Source organism: Ruegeria sp. ABF4_144, from assembly GCF_056160045.1.
This window is the reverse complement of sequence record NZ_JBSWWK010000001.1, coordinates 2,096,601-2,114,213: the sequence shown is the minus strand read 5'-3', so window position 1 is coordinate 2,114,213 and position 17,613 is coordinate 2,096,601. Positions and strand designations below refer to the sequence as shown.

General features: G+C 55.3%; 13 protein-coding genes and 1 pseudogene. 11 read left to right on the top strand and 3 right to left on the bottom strand.

From position 1 onward, the window contains the following. Positions 1 to 108 precede the first annotated feature (108 nt). The 4 genes from dctP to ACXAGD_RS10620 all read left to right on the top strand — a co-directional run bounded on the left by dctP (position 109) and on the right by ACXAGD_RS10620 (position 3,634). Complete coding sequence (dctP, locus tag ACXAGD_RS10635) at positions 109 to 1,119, top strand: TRAP transporter substrate-binding protein DctP (protein ID WP_475210413.1); 1,011 nt, start codon at positions 109 to 111, stop codon at positions 1,117 to 1,119. Between the two features lie 68 nt (positions 1,120 to 1,187). Next, a complete protein-coding gene (locus ACXAGD_RS10630; RefSeq protein ID WP_475210411.1) occupies positions 1,188 to 1,820 on the top strand; it encodes a TRAP transporter small permease subunit in 633 nt (210 codons plus the stop codon). A gap of 11 nt (positions 1,821 to 1,831) precedes the next feature. Then, positions 1,832 to 3,232 (top strand): TRAP transporter large permease, encoded by a 1,401-nt coding sequence (locus tag ACXAGD_RS10625; protein WP_475210408.1) that lies wholly within the window; start codon positions 1,832 to 1,834, stop codon positions 3,230 to 3,232. A gap of 66 nt (positions 3,233 to 3,298) precedes the next feature. Next, a complete protein-coding gene (locus ACXAGD_RS10620) occupies positions 3,299 to 3,634 on the top strand; it encodes a hypothetical protein (RefSeq protein WP_475210405.1) in 336 nt (111 codons plus the stop codon). A gap of 538 nt (positions 3,635 to 4,172) precedes the next feature. Here the strand turns inward: ACXAGD_RS10620 and ACXAGD_RS10615 are convergent. Next, the gene (locus tag ACXAGD_RS10615) at positions 4,173 to 4,970 is read right to left on the bottom strand and encodes an IclR family transcriptional regulator (RefSeq protein ID WP_475210402.1); all 798 of its coding nucleotides are present in this window, start codon (positions 4,968 to 4,970) and stop codon (positions 4,173 to 4,175) included. A gap of 101 nt (positions 4,971 to 5,071) precedes the next feature. Here ACXAGD_RS10615 and ACXAGD_RS10610 point away from each other — a divergent pair, with 101 nt between their 5' ends. The 3 genes and pseudogenes from ACXAGD_RS10610 (at position 5,072) to ACXAGD_RS10600 (ending at position 9,701) form a co-directional block, all read left to right on the top strand. Beyond that, positions 5,072 to 7,534: an FAD-dependent oxidoreductase gene (locus tag ACXAGD_RS10610; protein ID WP_475210398.1), complete on the top strand. Its 2,463-nt coding sequence runs from the start codon at positions 5,072 to 5,074 to the stop codon at positions 7,532 to 7,534. A gap of 23 nt (positions 7,535 to 7,557) precedes the next feature. After that, a complete protein-coding gene (locus ACXAGD_RS10605) occupies positions 7,558 to 8,805 on the top strand; it encodes a Tm-1-like ATP-binding domain-containing protein (RefSeq protein ID WP_475210396.1) in 1,248 nt (415 codons plus the stop codon). A 181-nt stretch (positions 8,806 to 8,986) separates the two neighbouring features. Beyond that, positions 8,987 to 9,701, top strand: a pseudogene (locus ACXAGD_RS10600) (IS6 family transposase). A 114-nt stretch (positions 9,702 to 9,815) separates the two neighbouring features. Here ACXAGD_RS10600 and ACXAGD_RS10595 read toward each other — a convergent pair. Together ACXAGD_RS10595 and ACXAGD_RS10590 are read right to left on the bottom strand one after the other, a co-directional pair. Beyond that, a complete protein-coding gene (locus tag ACXAGD_RS10595; protein WP_475210393.1) occupies positions 9,816 to 11,129 on the bottom strand; it encodes a GH1 family beta-glucosidase in 1,314 nt (437 codons plus the stop codon). Between the two features lie 2 nt (positions 11,130 to 11,131). Then, complete coding sequence (locus ACXAGD_RS10590) at positions 11,132 to 12,163, bottom strand: LacI family DNA-binding transcriptional regulator (protein ID WP_475210391.1); 1,032 nt, start codon at positions 12,161 to 12,163, stop codon at positions 11,132 to 11,134. Between the two features lie 209 nt (positions 12,164 to 12,372). Here ACXAGD_RS10590 and ACXAGD_RS10585 point away from each other — a divergent pair, with 209 nt between their 5' ends. Genes ACXAGD_RS10585 through ACXAGD_RS10570 form a run of 4 tightly spaced genes read left to right on the top strand, consistent with a single transcriptional unit; the run spans position 12,373 to position 17,611 of the window. Continuing rightward, on the top strand, positions 12,373 to 13,731 hold the full coding sequence (locus ACXAGD_RS10585; RefSeq protein WP_475210388.1) for an ABC transporter substrate-binding protein: 1,359 nt from the start codon (positions 12,373 to 12,375) through the stop codon (positions 13,729 to 13,731). 55 nt (positions 13,732 to 13,786) lie between these two features. Next, the gene (locus tag ACXAGD_RS10580; RefSeq protein WP_475210385.1) at positions 13,787 to 14,794 is read left to right on the top strand and encodes a carbohydrate ABC transporter permease; all 1,008 of its coding nucleotides are present in this window, start codon (positions 13,787 to 13,789) and stop codon (positions 14,792 to 14,794) included. A 3-nt stretch (positions 14,795 to 14,797) separates the two neighbouring features. Further along, positions 14,798 to 15,946: a carbohydrate ABC transporter permease gene (locus tag ACXAGD_RS10575; protein ID WP_475210383.1), complete on the top strand. Its 1,149-nt coding sequence runs from the start codon at positions 14,798 to 14,800 to the stop codon at positions 15,944 to 15,946. Between the two features lie 9 nt (positions 15,947 to 15,955). Further along, positions 15,956 to 17,611: an alpha-glucosidase gene (locus ACXAGD_RS10570; RefSeq protein WP_475210380.1), complete on the top strand. Its 1,656-nt coding sequence runs from the start codon at positions 15,956 to 15,958 to the stop codon at positions 17,609 to 17,611. Positions 17,612 to 17,613: the final 2 nt, after the last annotated feature.

The window sequence follows — 17,613 nt, the reverse complement described above, 5'->3', positions numbered from 1 at the left end:
ATATCCGCAGGGACTCCGAAATTTCACGCGCATTTTCCTTCATAGGCAGGCTGCTGCGCATCCTGAATACTCTGCCCAAACACATTGCGTGATCTGGGAGGAGCCATTATGCGCAAACATCTTAACCGGGCGGCCATTGCCGCTCTATCACTGACCGTTGCATCCGAAGCACTGGCTGTAGAATGGAACGTTTCCCTGTGGGGCAAGCGTCGTGCTTTTACCGAACACGTCGAGAAACTTGCCGAACTGGTGAACGAAAAGACCAACGGTGAGTTCACTCTGAACATCAGCTATGGCGGCCTTTCGAAGAACAAAGAAAACCTCGATGGGATCTCCATTGGTGCGTTTGAAATGGCCCAGTTCTGTGCTGGCTATCATCGCGACAAAAACCCCTCGATCACGGTTCTGGAACTGCCGTTTCTGGGTGTGACTTCGCTGGACCAAGAGGTCGACCTGTCGATGGCTGTCTACCAACACCCGGCCGTTGTCGAGGATCTGGCCCGCTGGGATGCTACGCTCCTGATGCCGTCGCCGCTGCCGCAGTACAACCTTGTTGGCGTCGGTGAAGCACCTAAATCACTAACCGATTTCGAAGGTCTCAGCGTTCGGGCGACTGGCGGCATCGGTAAAGCGATGGAGACTGTTGGGGCAGTTCCGACCTCGATGTCTGCATCCGAAGTGCGTCAGGCAATGGATAGCGGCATCGTCAAAGCGGTTAGCTTTGCGCCACACGCGCATATGTCCTTTGGCACCATTGAAAATGGCACGTGGTGGACGACGAACCTCAATCCCGGCACCGTCAACTGCCCGGTCGTGGTGAACACGCTGGCACTGGAAGATCTGTCTGACGAACACCGCGAAGCTCTGCTGGGGTCGGTGGATGAGGCACTGGATCACTACGTGAGCCACTACCAGACCAAAACGATGGAAGCGTGGGGCCCTGAGCTGGATCAACGCGGCATCGAACGGGTCACTTTCAGTGATGAAGAAATTGCAGCGTTCAAAGAAGCCGCTGCCGCCCCAGCGGCCGAGGCCTGGATTGCAGAAAACACCGAGCGCGGCCTGCCAGCACAAGAGCTCTATGACCTTGTGACTGGGAAAATCGCAAACGGCAGCTAATCCACTCACTGCCCGGCGTCAGCTTGATTGGCGTCGGGTTCTTTCTTTCCTGACAGCGGAGTACAAAGATGGCCGGGTCATCCCAGGTGCTGTCCGACGACAGCCGTCTCAGCATTCTCGATCAACATCTTTACAAACTGGAAAGCTTTCTGGCCCTGATAAGCGGTCTCGCAGTTTTCTCGCTGATGGTCATGGCCGTGGTCTCCGTTGGTGGTCGGAATTTCGCCAATGCGCCACTTCCCGGTTACGTGGACTGGATCGAGCAAGCCATGCCGTTAATCGCCTTCATGGGGATTTCCTATGCGCAGCGTGATGGCGGTCATATCCGAATGGACATGGTTGTTGGAGCGCTTAGAGGCCGGACGCTCTATATTGTTGAGTTCATTACAACCGCTGTCATTCTGGCGCTGATCGTCTTGCTGATCTGGGGGAGCTGGGCGCATTTCGCACGCAGCTTTGACTTTGGTGCTCCACTCTGGAGCCGCGACAGCTCGATCGACATAGGTATCCCGCTGTGGCCCGCAAAGCTGTTGGCCCCCGTCGCCTTCAGTGTGCTTTGCCTAAGGCTTGTTCTGCAGCTCTGGGCCTATGGTCGCGCGATCCGACACCCCGATCAGGCACCTATTGCCGTCCCACTAATAGCCGATGCAGCCACTCAAGCTGCAATGGAAGCCGAGCACGTCTCGGGCCACGACAACTGAGGTTAAATCTGATGGAACCCATTGATATTGGTCTGATCGTCTCGGGCGGTATGCTTGTTCTTGTGGTGTTGGGGATGCGCGTGGCCTTCGCCGCCGCGACAGCTGGCATGGTTGGTCTGATCTGGATCTTTTGGGCTAAGTTTGGGTACGATCCGGCGCGGTTCGGCAAGGCTGTGACTGTGGCCGTCAAAACAGCGGGGCAGGTGCCGCACTCCAAAATCTCGAGCCAGGCGTTGAGTCTTATCCCGACCTTCATCCTGATTGGCTACCTTGCCTATTACGCGGGCCTGACCAAAGCACTGTTCGAAGCCGCGAAGCGATGGCTGGCATGGGTCCCGGGCGGGCTGGCGGTTTCGACCGTTTTCGCAACCGCTGGGTTTGCAGCGGTATCCGGGGCTTCGGTCGCCACTTCCGCTGTGTTCGCCCGTATCGCCATCCCTGAGATGCTGAAGATCGGCTACGACAAGCGTTTTGCTGCAGGTGTCGTCGCTGCAGGCGGTACGCTCGCCTCGCTCATTCCGCCTTCGGCCATTCTGGTCATCTACGCGATTATTGTCGAGCAGGACGTGGGCAAACTGCTGTTGGCCGGGTTCATCCCGGGCATGTTCTCGGCGGTAATTTACGGCTTGCTGATCATTGGTATGGCCGTCGTGATCAAAGGATTTGGTCCCGCAGTCAGGGGCTTTACGTGGAAAGAACGTTTCCTCTCGCTGCCGCCCGCATTGCCTATCGTGATTGTCGTCGTGACTATCATCTTTTTTGTCTACAACCCGTTCGGAGGTGACGCCTGGGGTACGCCAACCGAAGGCGGGGCTATCGGAGCCTTCGTGGTGTTCCTCATGGCGTTGTATCAAGGCATGCGCTGGTCCGAACTAAAAGACGCGCTTTTGGAAACCGCCAAGCTGAGCGTCATGATTTTCACGATCATCTGGGGCGTGTTGGTTTACGTTCGTTTTCTCGGTTTCGCCGAACTGCCAAGTGCATTCTCCGACTGGATTACCTCGCTTGAGATGTCTCCGATGCTAATCCTGATCTGTATTCTTCTGGCTTATGCCGTATTGGGCATGTTCATGGATGCGATCGGTATGCTGCTGTTGACGCTGCCCGTAGTTTACCCCGCCGTCATGGCGTTGAACGGTGGCGAGGCCGTAAGTGCAGCCGAGAGTACCTTCGGTATGTCCGGGCCCATGTGCGCTATCTGGTTTGGCATTCTGGTTGTCAAAATGGCCGAATTTTGCCTGATCACCCCACCTATCGGGCTGAATTGCTTTGTCGTGGCCGGCGTTCGTGATGACCTAAGCGTTCAGGATGTTTTTAAAGGTGTAACGCCTTTCTTTTTGGCGGATGCTGCGACTATCGCGATGCTCGTTGCCTTCCCTGCTATCGTTCTATGGCTTCCAGGACAGGTTTGAATCCCATGGGATGATTTTGGAGTGCGGTTTGCTGGTGCCTGAAATCCGAAACAGTGGCTGTTGCGTATGTTGCTTATATTCTCGGGCTCACCGAGCGCCAAGACAAGTGTTGCCAGCTATGGGCTGGGTTTGGCGCGCAAGCATTCTGAGGATTGTCGTAGGATCATAACCGCACGCTGGTACCGCGAGATCTTTCCCGAAACTGTACTAGCCTGTAAAGGCCACACCTCAGAAGAAATCCGCACCACAATCGGAGGCAGTCGCAAGGCTGTCTCCATCGGCAGTTCTTTTGCTGGCCATGGCGCTGATTACATCATCATCGGCGATCTGCTGAGAGTCGGCGATGCGCTCTCCGGCAATCCGCTTCTGGACGAGTTGCTTCGTGATGGCCGTCGGCAGTAGGACCGTGTCAAATCCGATAAGGACAGAAAACTCGGTTTCAATCAGCTTGCAGTCCAGTTTAAGAGGGCAAGGTGCAATTGCAAACTCGGGCTGTCTGGCTGACGGCGTTCAAACGCGAGCTATTGTCTGCCCTCGCAGACGCAACGATCATCAAGTCGACCACTTCTCTCAATTCCTGAACTGGTCCAAAGGCTAGGAGTTATACCAGGCGGTTGGTCGCGATCACCAGATCAACTTTGAACGTCGGGAGTGCAACCATTAGCGGATTCGACGACGGTAGAGCAGTAAACGTAGTTCGAGGTTGATAGTCGGCCTTGAACGGCCCAGCGAAACCTTGACCGTTTGCCCCGAAGGGTGGAAAGCAGAAGTGCGCGGCAATATGCAGGCAACAGAACTGCACTGTGAACGCGGATCTTCAAAGCAGATCCAATCCAGTCGGAATCCTGTGCTGCCACAGCCCTGTCAATCGCCAACGTTACTCACCAACCGCTTTAAACACTTCCCGAATTGGGGACCCGTTATGCAATCTGGTCCCCATTCATTGGGAAAAGCCAACAGCGCTCCATGCCTCTTTGACCTGGATTGGCACTCTGCCGCCCCATCTTTCGGAAAGGTCTTCCGCAGCTGCGGTCAGGTGATGCATGAACAAAGCCTCGGCGTCTTGGGTCAGGCGCGATTTTGGGAGCGCAACCGCGATGGCGCCGTCGCACGCGCCGCTCGCGCCAAAGACCGGGGCTGCGATACTGTGGACATCTTGTTCATACGCCCCATCTGAGCGGCCAAACCCGGTGCGCTGAGCGTCTTCGACGTGCAAGCGCAGGATATCCGGGTTGGTTTCGGTTTCGTCCGTGATGCACTCAAAATTGCTACCCAGCACCTGGTCACGGAACGCCCGGTCACAGAATGCCAGCACCGCGATACCCGAGGCTGTCGCATGATATGGAAGAACGTCCGCCGGTTCGATATAGACCCGATTTCCGTGGCTTTTGTCATCCACATGCGCAAGCGTGCTAAGTCCGTTGACGCCCTGCAGGACCGACACATGCACGGTTTCCTGCACTTCGTCATAAAGCCGTTGAAGAACTCGCCGAGCGCTTTCACTGGCCGGAAAGGACTGTTCGCGCACCAAGGCAAGGCGGGAAATCGCGGCGCCGAGATGGTAGGTTTTTGTGTAGGGGTCCTGCTCAAGAAACCCGGCGTTGACCAGTTCGGTTAGTCGCCGATGGGTCGAGGCCTTGTCATATCCCGACAGCTTCGTGAACTGGCTCAACCCAAGTTCAGGCGAGGTCGTCTTGATAAAACTCAAAAGTTTCAGTGTTTTGGAAACCGTACTCATAGGTTCTTGCGCCTTTCGTCGGGATGATTGACAGACGGGTTCAGAATAAGGGATCATTATTTATACCTCAAGGTCCAAATAATGAACCATAAGGAATTCCAATGTCGGCATACCTGCCCAGCAAAGCCCCAGTTGTCATCATTGGCGGGGGCATCATAGGTGTCTCAACTCTCTATCACCTTTCCAAGCGCGGGGTTCAGGCCGTGTTGATCGAGCGTCGCAAGATCGCCAGTGGCACCACCTGGCATGCGGCTGGGATTGTCGGCCAGTTGCGGGACAGCACCGCACAGACCGAACTTGGAAAATACACGGCGCGGCTGTTTCGCGAGTTGGAGCGCGAAACCGGGCAGGCCACCGGCTATAAACCCAATGGCACCATCAATCTGGCGATTGGCGATGTGCGTCATGAGCAGCTCTTGCGCAGCCATGACCACGCCGCGCGCATGGGGATCAAAACTTTCATGCTCTCGCCTCAGGAGCTGGCTGAGAAATGGCCGTGGATTGAAACAGAGGACGTGAAGTCCGCCTTTTTCGTGCCTTCGAATGGCCAGGTCAATCCGCTGGACGTGACGGTTGCCATGGTCAAGGGCGCCAAGGCGCTAGGGGCAGAGTTGTTCGAAGATACCAAGGTTGAACAGCTTGTGATCCGTGATGGGAAAATCTCGGGCGTTGATACCGACAAGGGTGTGATCGCAACCGAAAAGGTTCTGTTGGCCGGCGGTATGTGGAGCCACCTGTTCGCCAAGGCGCATGGTGTCACGGTCCCCCTGCACGCGGCCGAGCATTTTTACATCCTGACCGAGCCGGTTAATGGTCTGCTCAAGAACCAGCCCATTTTGAACATCGCAGAAGAGCGCACCTATTGGAAAGAAGACACCGGCAAGCTGCTGATCGGCTCGTTTGAAAAATACGGCAAACCCTATGGGGCCGAAGGCATCCCAGAGGATTTCGAATTCGACGAACTGCCGTTCGATATGGACCATGTCGAGCCTTACCTTGAAATGATGTTCGCACGTATGCCGGCCTTGGGTGAGATGGGGATTCAGACGTTCTTTAACGGCCCCGAGAGCTTTACGCCGGACGGGCGGCCCTATCTGGGGCCAACCAGCGAGATCAAGGGGCTGTTTGTTGCGACCGGCATGAATTCAAACGGCATCCTGAACTCGGGCGGCGTGGGCCTGACCATGGCGGAATGGTTGACAGAGGGCGAACCGTCTCGCGGTATGGGATCGATGCTGGCGCGCCGTGCGCATCCGTTCCAGCGCAATACGAAATACAACCACGACCGCAGCGCGGAATCCGTTGGGTTCCACTACGGCGTGTCGTGGGTCGGGCGTCAGGTCACCTCGGCTCGTGGTGTGCGGAAAACACCGCTCCATGACAGGTTGGCCAACGTAGGCGCCACATTTGCCGAACGGATTGGTTGGGAAATGCCGATGTATTTTGACCCCAAAAAGCAGGGATGGAGCCAAGAGCCAAGCCTTTGGTGGAAAGACTGGTCCGGTCACGTGCAGGCCGAATGCCTTGCCGCCCGCGACGCCGCCGTTTTGATAGACCAGTCGATGTATTCTAAAGTTCAGGTACAAGGCCCGGACGCAGTCAAGGCGCTGAACCGGGTTTGCGGGGCAGAAATGGATGTCGCTGTTGGAGCCTCGGTCTATACCCAGTTCCTGAACCGGCGGGGTGGGATCGAAGCCGACGTTACTGTGACGCGGATGGGGCCGCATTGCTTTATGGTCATCACCGGCCATCCTAGCCAGATGCGCGATCAGGGCTGGATCCGGGACAATGCTGATCCGGATTGGCGGTTCGAGATATTCGACGCGACCTCGGCGTATGGTTTGATTTCGCTGCATGGGCCCAAGTCGCGCGAGATTTTAGCGGCGATCTCCGGCGATGACCTGTCCAACGACGCCTTTCCGTTCGGGACTGCGCGCGAGATCGACATAGCCTATGCCCGTGGCTGGGCGATCCGAAGGTCATTTCTGGGCGAGCTTGGTTATGAGCTGATGATACCGACCGAGTTCGTGTTGGGCGTTTACGATGCATTGATAGAGGCGGGCGAACACTTGGGGCTGCGTCACATGGGTATGTTTGCGATGAACGCCTGTCGGTTGGAAAAGGGGTTCCGGCATTTTGGGCATGATATCGGCGAGGACGATACTCCTTATGAGACAGGATTGGGTTTTGCGGTCGCGTTGAACAAGACCGACGATTTTCTTGGAAAGGCGGCTCTGGCCAAGCAAAAGGCGGGCGGCCCTGCCACTCAATATCGCACCGTGTCCTGTGTCGTTGAGGGCGCGAATGCGCAGGATGGCCCTTATCTGATCCACAATGAACCCGTTTGGAAAGGGGGTGCGATCGTCGGGCATGTGACCTCAGGCGATTGGGGATTTAGGCTCTCGGAAATGGTTGGCCTGGCCAGCCTGCACAACGAAGGTGGCGTCAGCAAAGCCTGGATCGACCAAGGCGGTTTCCAGGTGCAGATTGCCGGGAAAATGTATCCTCTGCGCACGCAATTGGCGCCCTTTTATGATCCTAGCGGCAAGATCATGCGCGGGTAGACCTTTCACCAAGGAGGGAAATCATGGGCGGCAAATCCATTCTGGTCATCGGAACCTATGACACCAAGAACGACGAGCTTGCCTTTATGGCCGAGAAAATCACCGCACAGGGCGGCACCGCGTTGACGATGGATATTAGCGTTCTTGGGGATCCGAAACAGCCGACCGACTATTCCAAGCATGACGTGGCCAAGGCTGGCGGTAGTTCGATTGAAAAAGCCATAGACAGCGGCAGTGAACATGTGGCGATGCAGATCATGTCTAAAGGGGCCTGCAAGATGGCCGGCCAACTGCATGACGATGGCAAGGTAGATGGCGTAATTATCCTGGGTGGGACGATGGGCACCGACCTCGCGCTGGATGTGTGCCAATCCTTGCCAATAGGTGTGCCGAAATACGTGGTCTCGACCGTGTCGTTCTCGGCCTTGATCCCGGCCGAGCGCCTGTCCCCGGATATTCAAATGATCCTTTGGGCCGGCGGCCTTTATGGCTTGAACTCGATCTGCAAATCTTCTCTGGCCCAGGCGGCTGGCGCGGTGCTGGGAGCGGCGCGCGCCGCCGAGCCCCTGGGCGCGCCGAAACCCACTGTGGGGATCACCTCGCTTGGGACGTCCTGTCTTAAATACATCAAGACGCTGAAACCCGAGTTGGAAAAGCGCGGCTATGAGGTGGCTGTCTTTCACGCCATGGGCATGGGCGGCATGGCGTTCGAACAGATCGCGGCGCAGGGCGGATTTACCTGCGTGATGGATTTCGCAGGCTGCGAGCTTGGCAACCTGCTGGCCGGGTCGGTTGTGAATGCTGGCAAGGATCGCCACCGGGCGGCAGGGCGCGCCGGTATCCCTCAGATCGTAGCGCCCGGTTGCATGGATCTGATCGACTTTGCTGGGTGGCAGGAGATTCCCGAACGCTTTCTTGATCGCCCGATCCACACCCATAACAAACTGGTTAAGAATACGTTCTATAACGCCGATGAACGCCGCGAGATTGCCCGCGAACTGAACAAACGTATCGGTGAAAGCTCGGCACCCACTCATTTGATCATCCCCAATGGCGGGATCGAGGAATGGGATCGCCCCGGCGGCGACTGTCATGATCCCGAAGGGCTCACCGCGTTTCTTGAGGAACTGAAGGCAACGGTTGCGTTGTCAGTTTCGTTCTCTGAAATCGACGGCCACATCAACGACGTCGAGTTCTGCGAAACTGCGCTGAAGATTTTTGATGCCTGGGTGGCTGATGGGCATGTATCAGCTGGGGTTAGGTCAGGCTGAACTCTATTAGGGCTCTTACGATGAATAAAAACGTAAGCTCGTCTGTTGGTTATAGATACGTCTTGTATCCTCTACGCCTACGGAGCATGCGCCCTTCTCAAAGGCGGCACACCATAGATAATATCGGATCTCGAAAGTCCAATTGACTAAGAGCTTTGCTTGAGCGGGGCAGGGCGGTTACGTGGCTTTTGCCCATACCAGATCTGTCGCTTTCAAATACTTTAAAACCAGTCCCGAGATCATCCGCTTTGCTGTGATGCTTTACATCTGATGTTCGCTCTCGGTTTGGAATGTCAAGAAAAACTGCTGCACGAGCGAGGCATCGAGGAGAATTACGATAATGTCCGTTATTGGTGGGACAGGTTTGCCCCGATGTTTGCTGCTGGTATCAAACGGACGCGTGTTCAGCAGCTGCGCGCGTTCTCCAAATGGAAGTGGCACGTGGACGAGGTTTTCGTTAGGGCGAATGGAAAGCGGCATTATTTTAGCAGGCTGTTGATCACGAGGATGAGGTGCTGGAAGCTGATGTCGCCAAACGCCCAAACAAAGCTGCAGCACTGAAATTCATCAAGAAATTATTGAAGCACCATAGTTGTGCCGGTGAGATTGTGACCGGCCGTTTTGAATCTTTTTTGGCTACGCTCAGGCAATTGGGTGCACTCAAAAAAGGATGGGTAGGTGGCTTAACAACCGGGTCGAAAACTTGCATCTCCTGTTTCGACGACGCGAATGTACTATGCAGAGTTTCATTGGTATTCGAAATTTGCAGAAACTCGCCTCCGTCAACTCTTTCTTCTACAACCAGGTTAACTAGGGAAGATCGCCCGCTAGCCGAGACACACTCAAGCTGACGCGCCGACGGCCTTGCCGAATGACGTCAACTCTGTTCCGGATAGATGCACGGTTTCCACAGCAAACTGAGCCTGGTTCGAATTCGTCTGACGGTAAAATACCAAGACGGGTGGCTGGAAGCTCTTCATCTAACACTACAATCACCGTCAACTGGCAGCTTAGTTATTTGTGGTCAGCATTTTTTGACAGGCGAAGTAAGACGCTTTGGGGGTTCGCTTCATCGAATTGAAATCCACATCAACTAGACCGAAGCGTTTTTCATACCCAAGGGCCCATTCGTAATTGTCCAACAAGGACCAGACAAAATACCCTTTGACCGGTACACCTTGGTCCACGGCTACCTGAACCGCTGCCAAATGCTGATCCAGATAGTCGATGCGGTCGTTGTCTTGCTGACGCTCTGGGCTAGCCATGCCATTTTCGGTTACATGTATCGGCAATTCGCCGGTGTATTCGAGCGCTGTTCGGATCAGAAACCGGCTCAGGGCGGCAGGGTCGATTTCCCATCCCATTTGGGTCTTGGGTAAGGGGCCTGGAACCTCAGCCAGACCGGGCCATGCCGTATCCGCAGCGGCGATCAGTTTGCGGGTGTAATAGTTCAATCCGCACCAGTCGACAGGAGTGCCAATGATCTCAAAATCATCCTGCCAGCCGGTCGGTAGGTGGCGCTCCAGCCCTTCTAGTACGATCTGGGGATAGGCTTTTTTGAACACGCCACCCAAAAAGAACCGGTTATAGATGCCGTCATACAGGGCGGCGGCATTCTGCGCTTCTGGAGTGTTATTGGCTGGTTCGGCCCATTCCAGGTTAAACACGCCACCCAGATTGGACATACCCAACCCACGCATCACTTGAATAGCTTGGCCGTGGGACAGAAGCACATGATGCATAGCCCGAGCTGTGGCTCTTATATCCCGAAGGCCGGGGGCGTGATGTCCTTCAAAATGGCTCAGCCAACTGACACACCACGGCTCGTTGATCGGCGCGACGCTGTACATTCGGTCACCGATCCGTCCCATGATGACCTCAGTGAAATCGGCAAACCAACCGGCGATATCCCGGTTTCGCCAACCGCCCAGGTCGGCCAGGGCTGATGGCAGTTCCCAGTGATAGAGAGTCGCGCACGGGCGGATGTCCCTCTCTAGGAGTGCATCAGTCAAACGGTCATAATAGTCTAAACCAGCTTGATTGATTGGCCCACGCCCCTCGGGCATCACACGCGCCCAACTGGTCGAGAAGCGATAGCAGTCAAACCCTGCGTCGCGTACAAGATCGAGATCCTGTTCAAACCGATTTAGGTGATCGCAGGCCAGATCTCCGTTTTCATTGCGCACCACATTTCCAGGGGTCGCTGCGAACGTATCCCAATGTGTCGATCCGGCACCGCCTTGGGCGTGCCCTTCGATCTGGTAGGCGGAGGTTGCAACTCCAAACAGGAAATCCTTGGGAAAATCGCTGCGCGCATGTTTCATCGTCAGATCCTATTGGGTGCAGGGCCAGTTGATTTGCCGACAACCAATTCCGCCTCGAGCAATCTGTTTTTGGCCGGATCGTCAGGCGACTTTATCCGCTCGATCAGCATTTCGGCGGCAAGCTCTCCTGCATGCCTTACGGAAGATCGCGTCGCCGTGAAAATAGGTACGTCTTGTCCGTTTTTTAAATAGGAGAGGTCATCATCATGCGCGATAACAGAGACATCTTGGCCGATCCGCAACCCTGCTTCGTCCAATGCCCTTCGGACACCGATCGCTGAAATCATTGATGACGCCAGAATGGCGGTCGGTGGCTCATCAAGTCGCAACATATCGCGGGTTTCGTGATGGCCGTATACTTCGGTCATCTCGGCACTGCGCATCAAATGCGGATCAGCGGTTAGACCCGCGTGCTCTAATGCTTGAAGGTAGCCAGCGCGACGACGCTGCGCGAAATCCATATCCTCGAGCCCGTTGATCAGCGCAATGCGGCGATGACCTAAATCGATGAGGAACTGCGTTGCGCGCCGAAATGAGCTTTTGTTGTTCACATCAATCCAGTCGTACTCGGCGTCTATCCCGGTTGAACGCCCGTGTACGATAAATGGCACCGCCATTCGGTTCAGAAGATCAATGCGTCGCTCGTTGACCTTAGGTCCCTGCAAAACGACGCCGTCCACCGCTCCGCGTTGAAACAGGCTGCGATAGGCTCCTTCGATCGAAGTGTCATCGGCCGTGGTGAACATCATGTCATAGCCATGCGCAGCATATGTGCGCGCTGCACCAGCGACGAAGTCACCAAAGATGGGGTTCACCATCTCGTGTTGGGAAGAACTGGGAATCACGTGCCCGATCACCATGGACTTGCCCGTCGCAAGCCCCTTGGCACGGCTGTTCGGCCGATAGCCATATTTTGCAGCGGCAGTCTGAACACGAACCCGTGTCTCTTCTCTCACCTCGGGATACCCGTTCAGCGCACGGCTAACCGTTGTCTGCGAAAGGCCGAGTTTTTCTGACAGCTGTTTTAGGTTCATGGTCAATTCAAAGCGCCTTCAAATCGTATCCTTAACCTGTTGTGTGGGCAAATTCACCGCCCGTCAACATTTTTTACAGATCTTCCGTTTGTTAGACAAATATTGACGTTTTCATTGACAGACGGAAAGTGTTAGCGGATAAACTCAAAAACCAAAGCGCTTTGAAAATTTAGATTCTTAAGGCGTGAGAGAATTTGGGAGGAGAATTCATGAAACACGCGCTTTATGCAGGTGTAGCGACGTTTGCTTTGCTAGGGGGTGCAGTCCACGCGCAGGGTGAGTTGATTCACGAGGTTGGCGATGGCAACTTTGACTGGGATGGTTTTCAGGCTTTCGCGGATGCTCATGACCTGAGTGGTCAGGATCTGACTATTTTTGGTCCCTGGCTTGCAGGTGAGGGGAAGTCATTTGAAAATCTGGTTGCGTATTTCGACCAGGCCACCGGGGCAAATTCCAGTTATGTCGGCTCGGATTCTCTTGAGCAGCAAATTCTTATCGACGCTGCCGCAGGCTCGGCGCCAAACCTGACAGTGTTTCCGCAGCCGGGTCTGGCTGCGAACATGGCCAAGAACGGTTATCTGGCGCCACTTTCAGAAGGGTCGGCAGATTGGATCAAGGACAATTTCGCCGCCGGTCAGTCCTGGGTCGATCTGGGTACATTTGAAAACGCCGAAGGAGCCAAGGATTTTTACGGTTTCTTCTTCAACGTCAACGTCAAGTCTTTGGTCTGGTATATCCCTGAGAACTTTGAGGACTTTGGATACGAAGTTCCGCAAACCATGGAAGAGTTCAAAGCTCTGATGGATCAAATGGTTGAGGATGGCGAGACGCCGCTGTGCGTGGGGCTTGCGTCTGGTGGTGCAACCGGCTGGCCCGCGACGGATTGGGTTGAAGATCTGATGCTGCGCACTCAGCCTCCCGAAGTCTATGATCAGTGGGTTTCGAACGAGGTGAAGTTTGATGATCCACGTGTGATCGCGGCGATTGAGGAATATGGCAGTTTTACCCGCAACGATGACTATGTCGTGGGTGATGCCAACGACACTGCTGCGATTGACTTCCGGGACAGCCCCAAGGGTCTCTTCGACAGCCCGCCTGCCTGCATGATGCACCGTCAGGCATCCTTCATTCCTGCTTATTTCCCCGAAGGAACTGAGTTGGGCATAGATGCCGATTTCTTCTACTTCCCGGCCTATGCCGAGAAGGATCTGGGTACTCCGGTTCTGGGTGCGGGTACGCTGTTCACCATCACAAACCCCAACCAAGCCGCCGACGTGTTCATGGAATTCCTCAAGACACCTTTCGCACACGAGATCATGATGTCTCAGGACGGGTTCCTGACACCTCATCTGGGGGCAAATCCCGAAAACTATGCCAACGACACGCAGCGCGGTCAGGGCGAGATTCTAACCAATGCCACCACCTTCCGCTTTGACGGGTCCGATCTGATGCCGGGCGCGGTCGGTGCGGGAACGTTCTGGACTGGTATGGTCGACTATTCCTCGGGCGCAAAAGATGCGGCAACTGTTACGGGTGAAATCCAGTCTTCGTGGGATGCTGCAAATTGATTGAGGGTAGGGGCGGCACTACCGTCGCCCCATTTTCCAAACCGACGAGGGCATTATGACACCGGCACTTCAGGGCCTGCTGACCATCGTTATCGGTGTGTCGGGTTGCGTGGGTTACTTCTACCTCTCGAACCAATTTCTGGACAAAGTCCTGTTCCCGCCGCGCGGGCCGAACGCAGGGCGCAACATCAACCGCGCGAACTTGATCCGGCCCTGGCTGTTTCTGTTCCCCGCGATCGCCGCGCTTGGTCTGTACCTGGCCTATCCGGTAGTTGAAACTCTGCGCCTGTCACTCACGGAGCGCGTGCCCGGCGGCGGGTACAAATGGGTTGGATTGGACAACTACACTCAGATGGCGGCTGAGCCGAAATTCTGGGAAGCCATGCGCAACAACATGTTCTGGCTAATCGTGGTGCCTGCGATGTCCACCGGGTTTGGTCTGCTGGTTGCACAGCTCACCGACCGCATCCGCTGGGGTAACTTTGCCAAGTCGCTGATCTTCATGCCGATGGCGATTTCATTCGTCGGTGCGTCGGTGATCTGGAAACTCGTTTATGACGCGCGCCCGGCAGAGCAAGACCAGATCGGCATCCTGAACGCACTTTATATCTTCTTTGGTGGGACCGAGCCGCAGACTTGGCTGACCGTTCCGTTCTGGAACAGCTTCTTCCTGATGATCGTTCTGATCTGGATCCAAACCGGTTTTGCCATGGTGATCCTGTCCGCTGCCTTGCGCGGCATACCCGAAGAAACTGTCGAGGCCGCGATTCTGGATGGGGCCAATCCGTTTCAGATCTTCTTCAAGATCAAAGTGCCTCAGATCAAGACCACGATTTTGGTCGTCTGGACAACAATCACTATTACCGTCTTGAAGGTCTTCGACATCGTCTTCGCCATGACCAACGGCCAGTGGGAAACACAAGTTCTGGCCAACTACATGTACGACAAACTGTTCCGAGCCAACGACTGGGGGGTGGGGTCTGCCTCAGCCATGGTGATCATGCTGCTGGTTACGCCGATCCTGATCTGGAATGTGCGCAACGCGCGCAAGGAGATGGAGTAAGCCATGAGCGATATTGCAGGGACCAAACCGGCACTGCGCTGGGTCGTTCACGCCTCAGTCATCTTTTTGGTGTTGTTGTGGATCGTACCTACCCTTGGTTTGTTGATCTCATCTTTCCGCACGGCAGATCAGATTTCTGGCAGCGGTTGGTGGCGGTCTCTCTTCCCGTCCGAGCAGAACCTGACGTTGCGCAGCGCTGCCCCCGAGACTCAGGTGCTAGAGAACGGGACTTACGTGATCAAGGGAGAGCTTTTTGGGGACGACGAACAGGCAAAAATCTCCAACTGGGGTGTCAGCGCGCGTGAGGTTGACGCCTTCTCGCCCGGAGACACTGCCGAGCTGCGTCGGGGCGGTACGATAACCGTGGATGCAGATGGCAATTATCGGATGGAGAATAGCGAAGAATTCACGGGCAATCGCGGTGCGCGCGTGTTTGTCACGGCCAAACTGCCTGCGGAGTTCACACTCGAAAACTACAACACGGTTTTGTTTAGTGATAGCGGCGACGACAATATGGCCAAGGCGTTCTTCAATACGCTTACGGTAACGATTCCGGCGACGATTATTCCGATCCTTGTTGCAGCATTTGCCGCTTATGCGCTTGCGTGGATGGAGTTTCCGGGGCGGGCGCTGCTGATCGCTGCGGTGGTTGGCCTTTTAGTGGTTCCGCTTCAGTTGGCGTTGATACCGCTGCTGAAATTCCACCTGAATATTGGGATCGGGAAAGGATATCTTGGCGTCTGGTTAGCCCATACGGGCTTCGGCATGCCCCTCGCAATTTATCTGTTGCGCAATTACATGGCTGGGCTGCCTCGTGACTTGATCGAGAATGCCCGTGTCGATGGCGCGACTGAGTTCCAGATATTCACCAAACTGATCTTGCCGCTCAGCTTCCCGGCGCTCGCGTCTTTCGCGATCTTCCAGTTCCTTTGGACATGGAACGATCTTCTGGTGGCCAAGGTCTTTCTGATTGATGCCACCGGCCAAACCACCGTGATGACTAACCGCATCGTCGAGTTGTTGGGCACCCGAGGTGGCAACTGGGAAATCCTGGCAACCGCGGCCTTTGTGTCGATCTTCGTACCGCTGGTCGTCTTCTTTGCGATGCAAAAATACCTGGTCCGTGGCCTGTTGGCCGGATCCGTCAAATAGAGGCTTCTGATGAACGTGCAGAACACTGTAGAACTATCTAAGTCAACTAAAGCGAAGTCAGAGTGGTGGCGCGGTGGCGTGATCTATCAGATCTATCCGCGTAGCTTTCAAGACAGCAACGGCAACGGGATCGGGGACCTAAAAGGGATCACCCAACGGCTGGGCTACATCGCTGATCTGGGGGTCGACGCGATCTGGATTTCGCCCTTCTTCAAATCTCCGATGAAGGACTTCGGCTACGATGTGAGCGACTACCGCGACGTTGATCCAATGTTCGGGTCGTTAGAGGATTTTCGCGAGCTACTCGAACAGGCCCATAACAACGGTCTGAAAGTGATGATCGATCTGGTGTTGTCGCACACATCGGACCAGCACCCTTGGTTCGGTGAAAGCCGCGCCAGCCGGGACAACGCTAAATCCGACTGGTATGTTTGGGCCGATCCTAAACCGGATGGCACGCCGCCCAACAACTGGTTGTCGATCTTTGGGGGTTCTGCCTGGCAGTGGGAACCTCGTCGCCTGCAGTATTACCTGCATAACTTTCTGACCTCACAGCCGGATCTGAACTTTCACAGTGCCGAAGTGCAAGATGCGCTGCTGGACGTGGCCAGGTTCTGGCTGGAGATGGGCGTGGACGGCTTCCGTCTGGATACGATCAACTTCTATTTCCACGACAAACAACTGCGGGACAATCCGGCTCTTCCAATCGAAGAGCGCAACGCATCAATTGCGCCTGCTGTAAACCCGTATAACCACCAGAATCATCTTTATTCCAAAAGCCAGCCCGAAAACATCGCCTTCCTAGAAAGGTTGCGGGCGCTGACCGACGAATATGAAGACCGTGCCTGTCTGGGTGAAGTCGGCGATGCACAGCGCGGGCTAGAGATCATGGGTGAGTACACCTCGGGCGATAAACGGATGCAAATGTGTTATGCTTTCGAGTTTTTAGAAAAGCGCGCGTTGACGGCATCATATGCCAAGCAGGTCTTTGACCAGCTTGAGGAAAAGGCAGGCGATGCCTGGCCGTGCTGGGCCTTCTCGAACCATGATGTTGAACGTCATGCCTCGCGTTGGGAATTGGACGATGCGTCTGTTCGCCAGCATGTGGTTCTTATGATGTGCTTGCGCGGTTCGACCTGTCTTTACCAAGGAGAGGAACTGGGCCTGCATGAGGCGGAAGTTCCATTTGAAAAACTGCAAGACCCCTACGGCATTGAGTTCTGGCCCGAGTTCAAAGGGCGCGACGGATGCCGAACGCCGATGGTCTGGACGACGCAGGACGAGCACTCGGGCTTCAGCACTGGTGAACCATGGCTGCCGGTCAGTTCAGCTCAAACGGAAAGAGCCGTCGATAGGCTGGAGGCAGACGGCCAATCGATGCTGCACCATTATCGCCGCGCGATTGAGCTACGCCACACCCATCCGGCACTAACCGTGGGTACACAGTCCGAGATGACTCAATTCGGCCCTGTCCTTACATTTCAACGCGACGACACGTCTGAAAGAGTGTTTTGCGCTTTTAACTTAGGCGCGGAAACGCAGCAGGTAGATTTACCCGCGGGCAATTGGCGGACCATTGGGCAAGAACTCGGCGGCGTCGAGGGTAGGGGAAGCGTAACGTTGCACCCGGCACAGTTTTGTCTGATGGCAATGGACAAGGGGTAAAC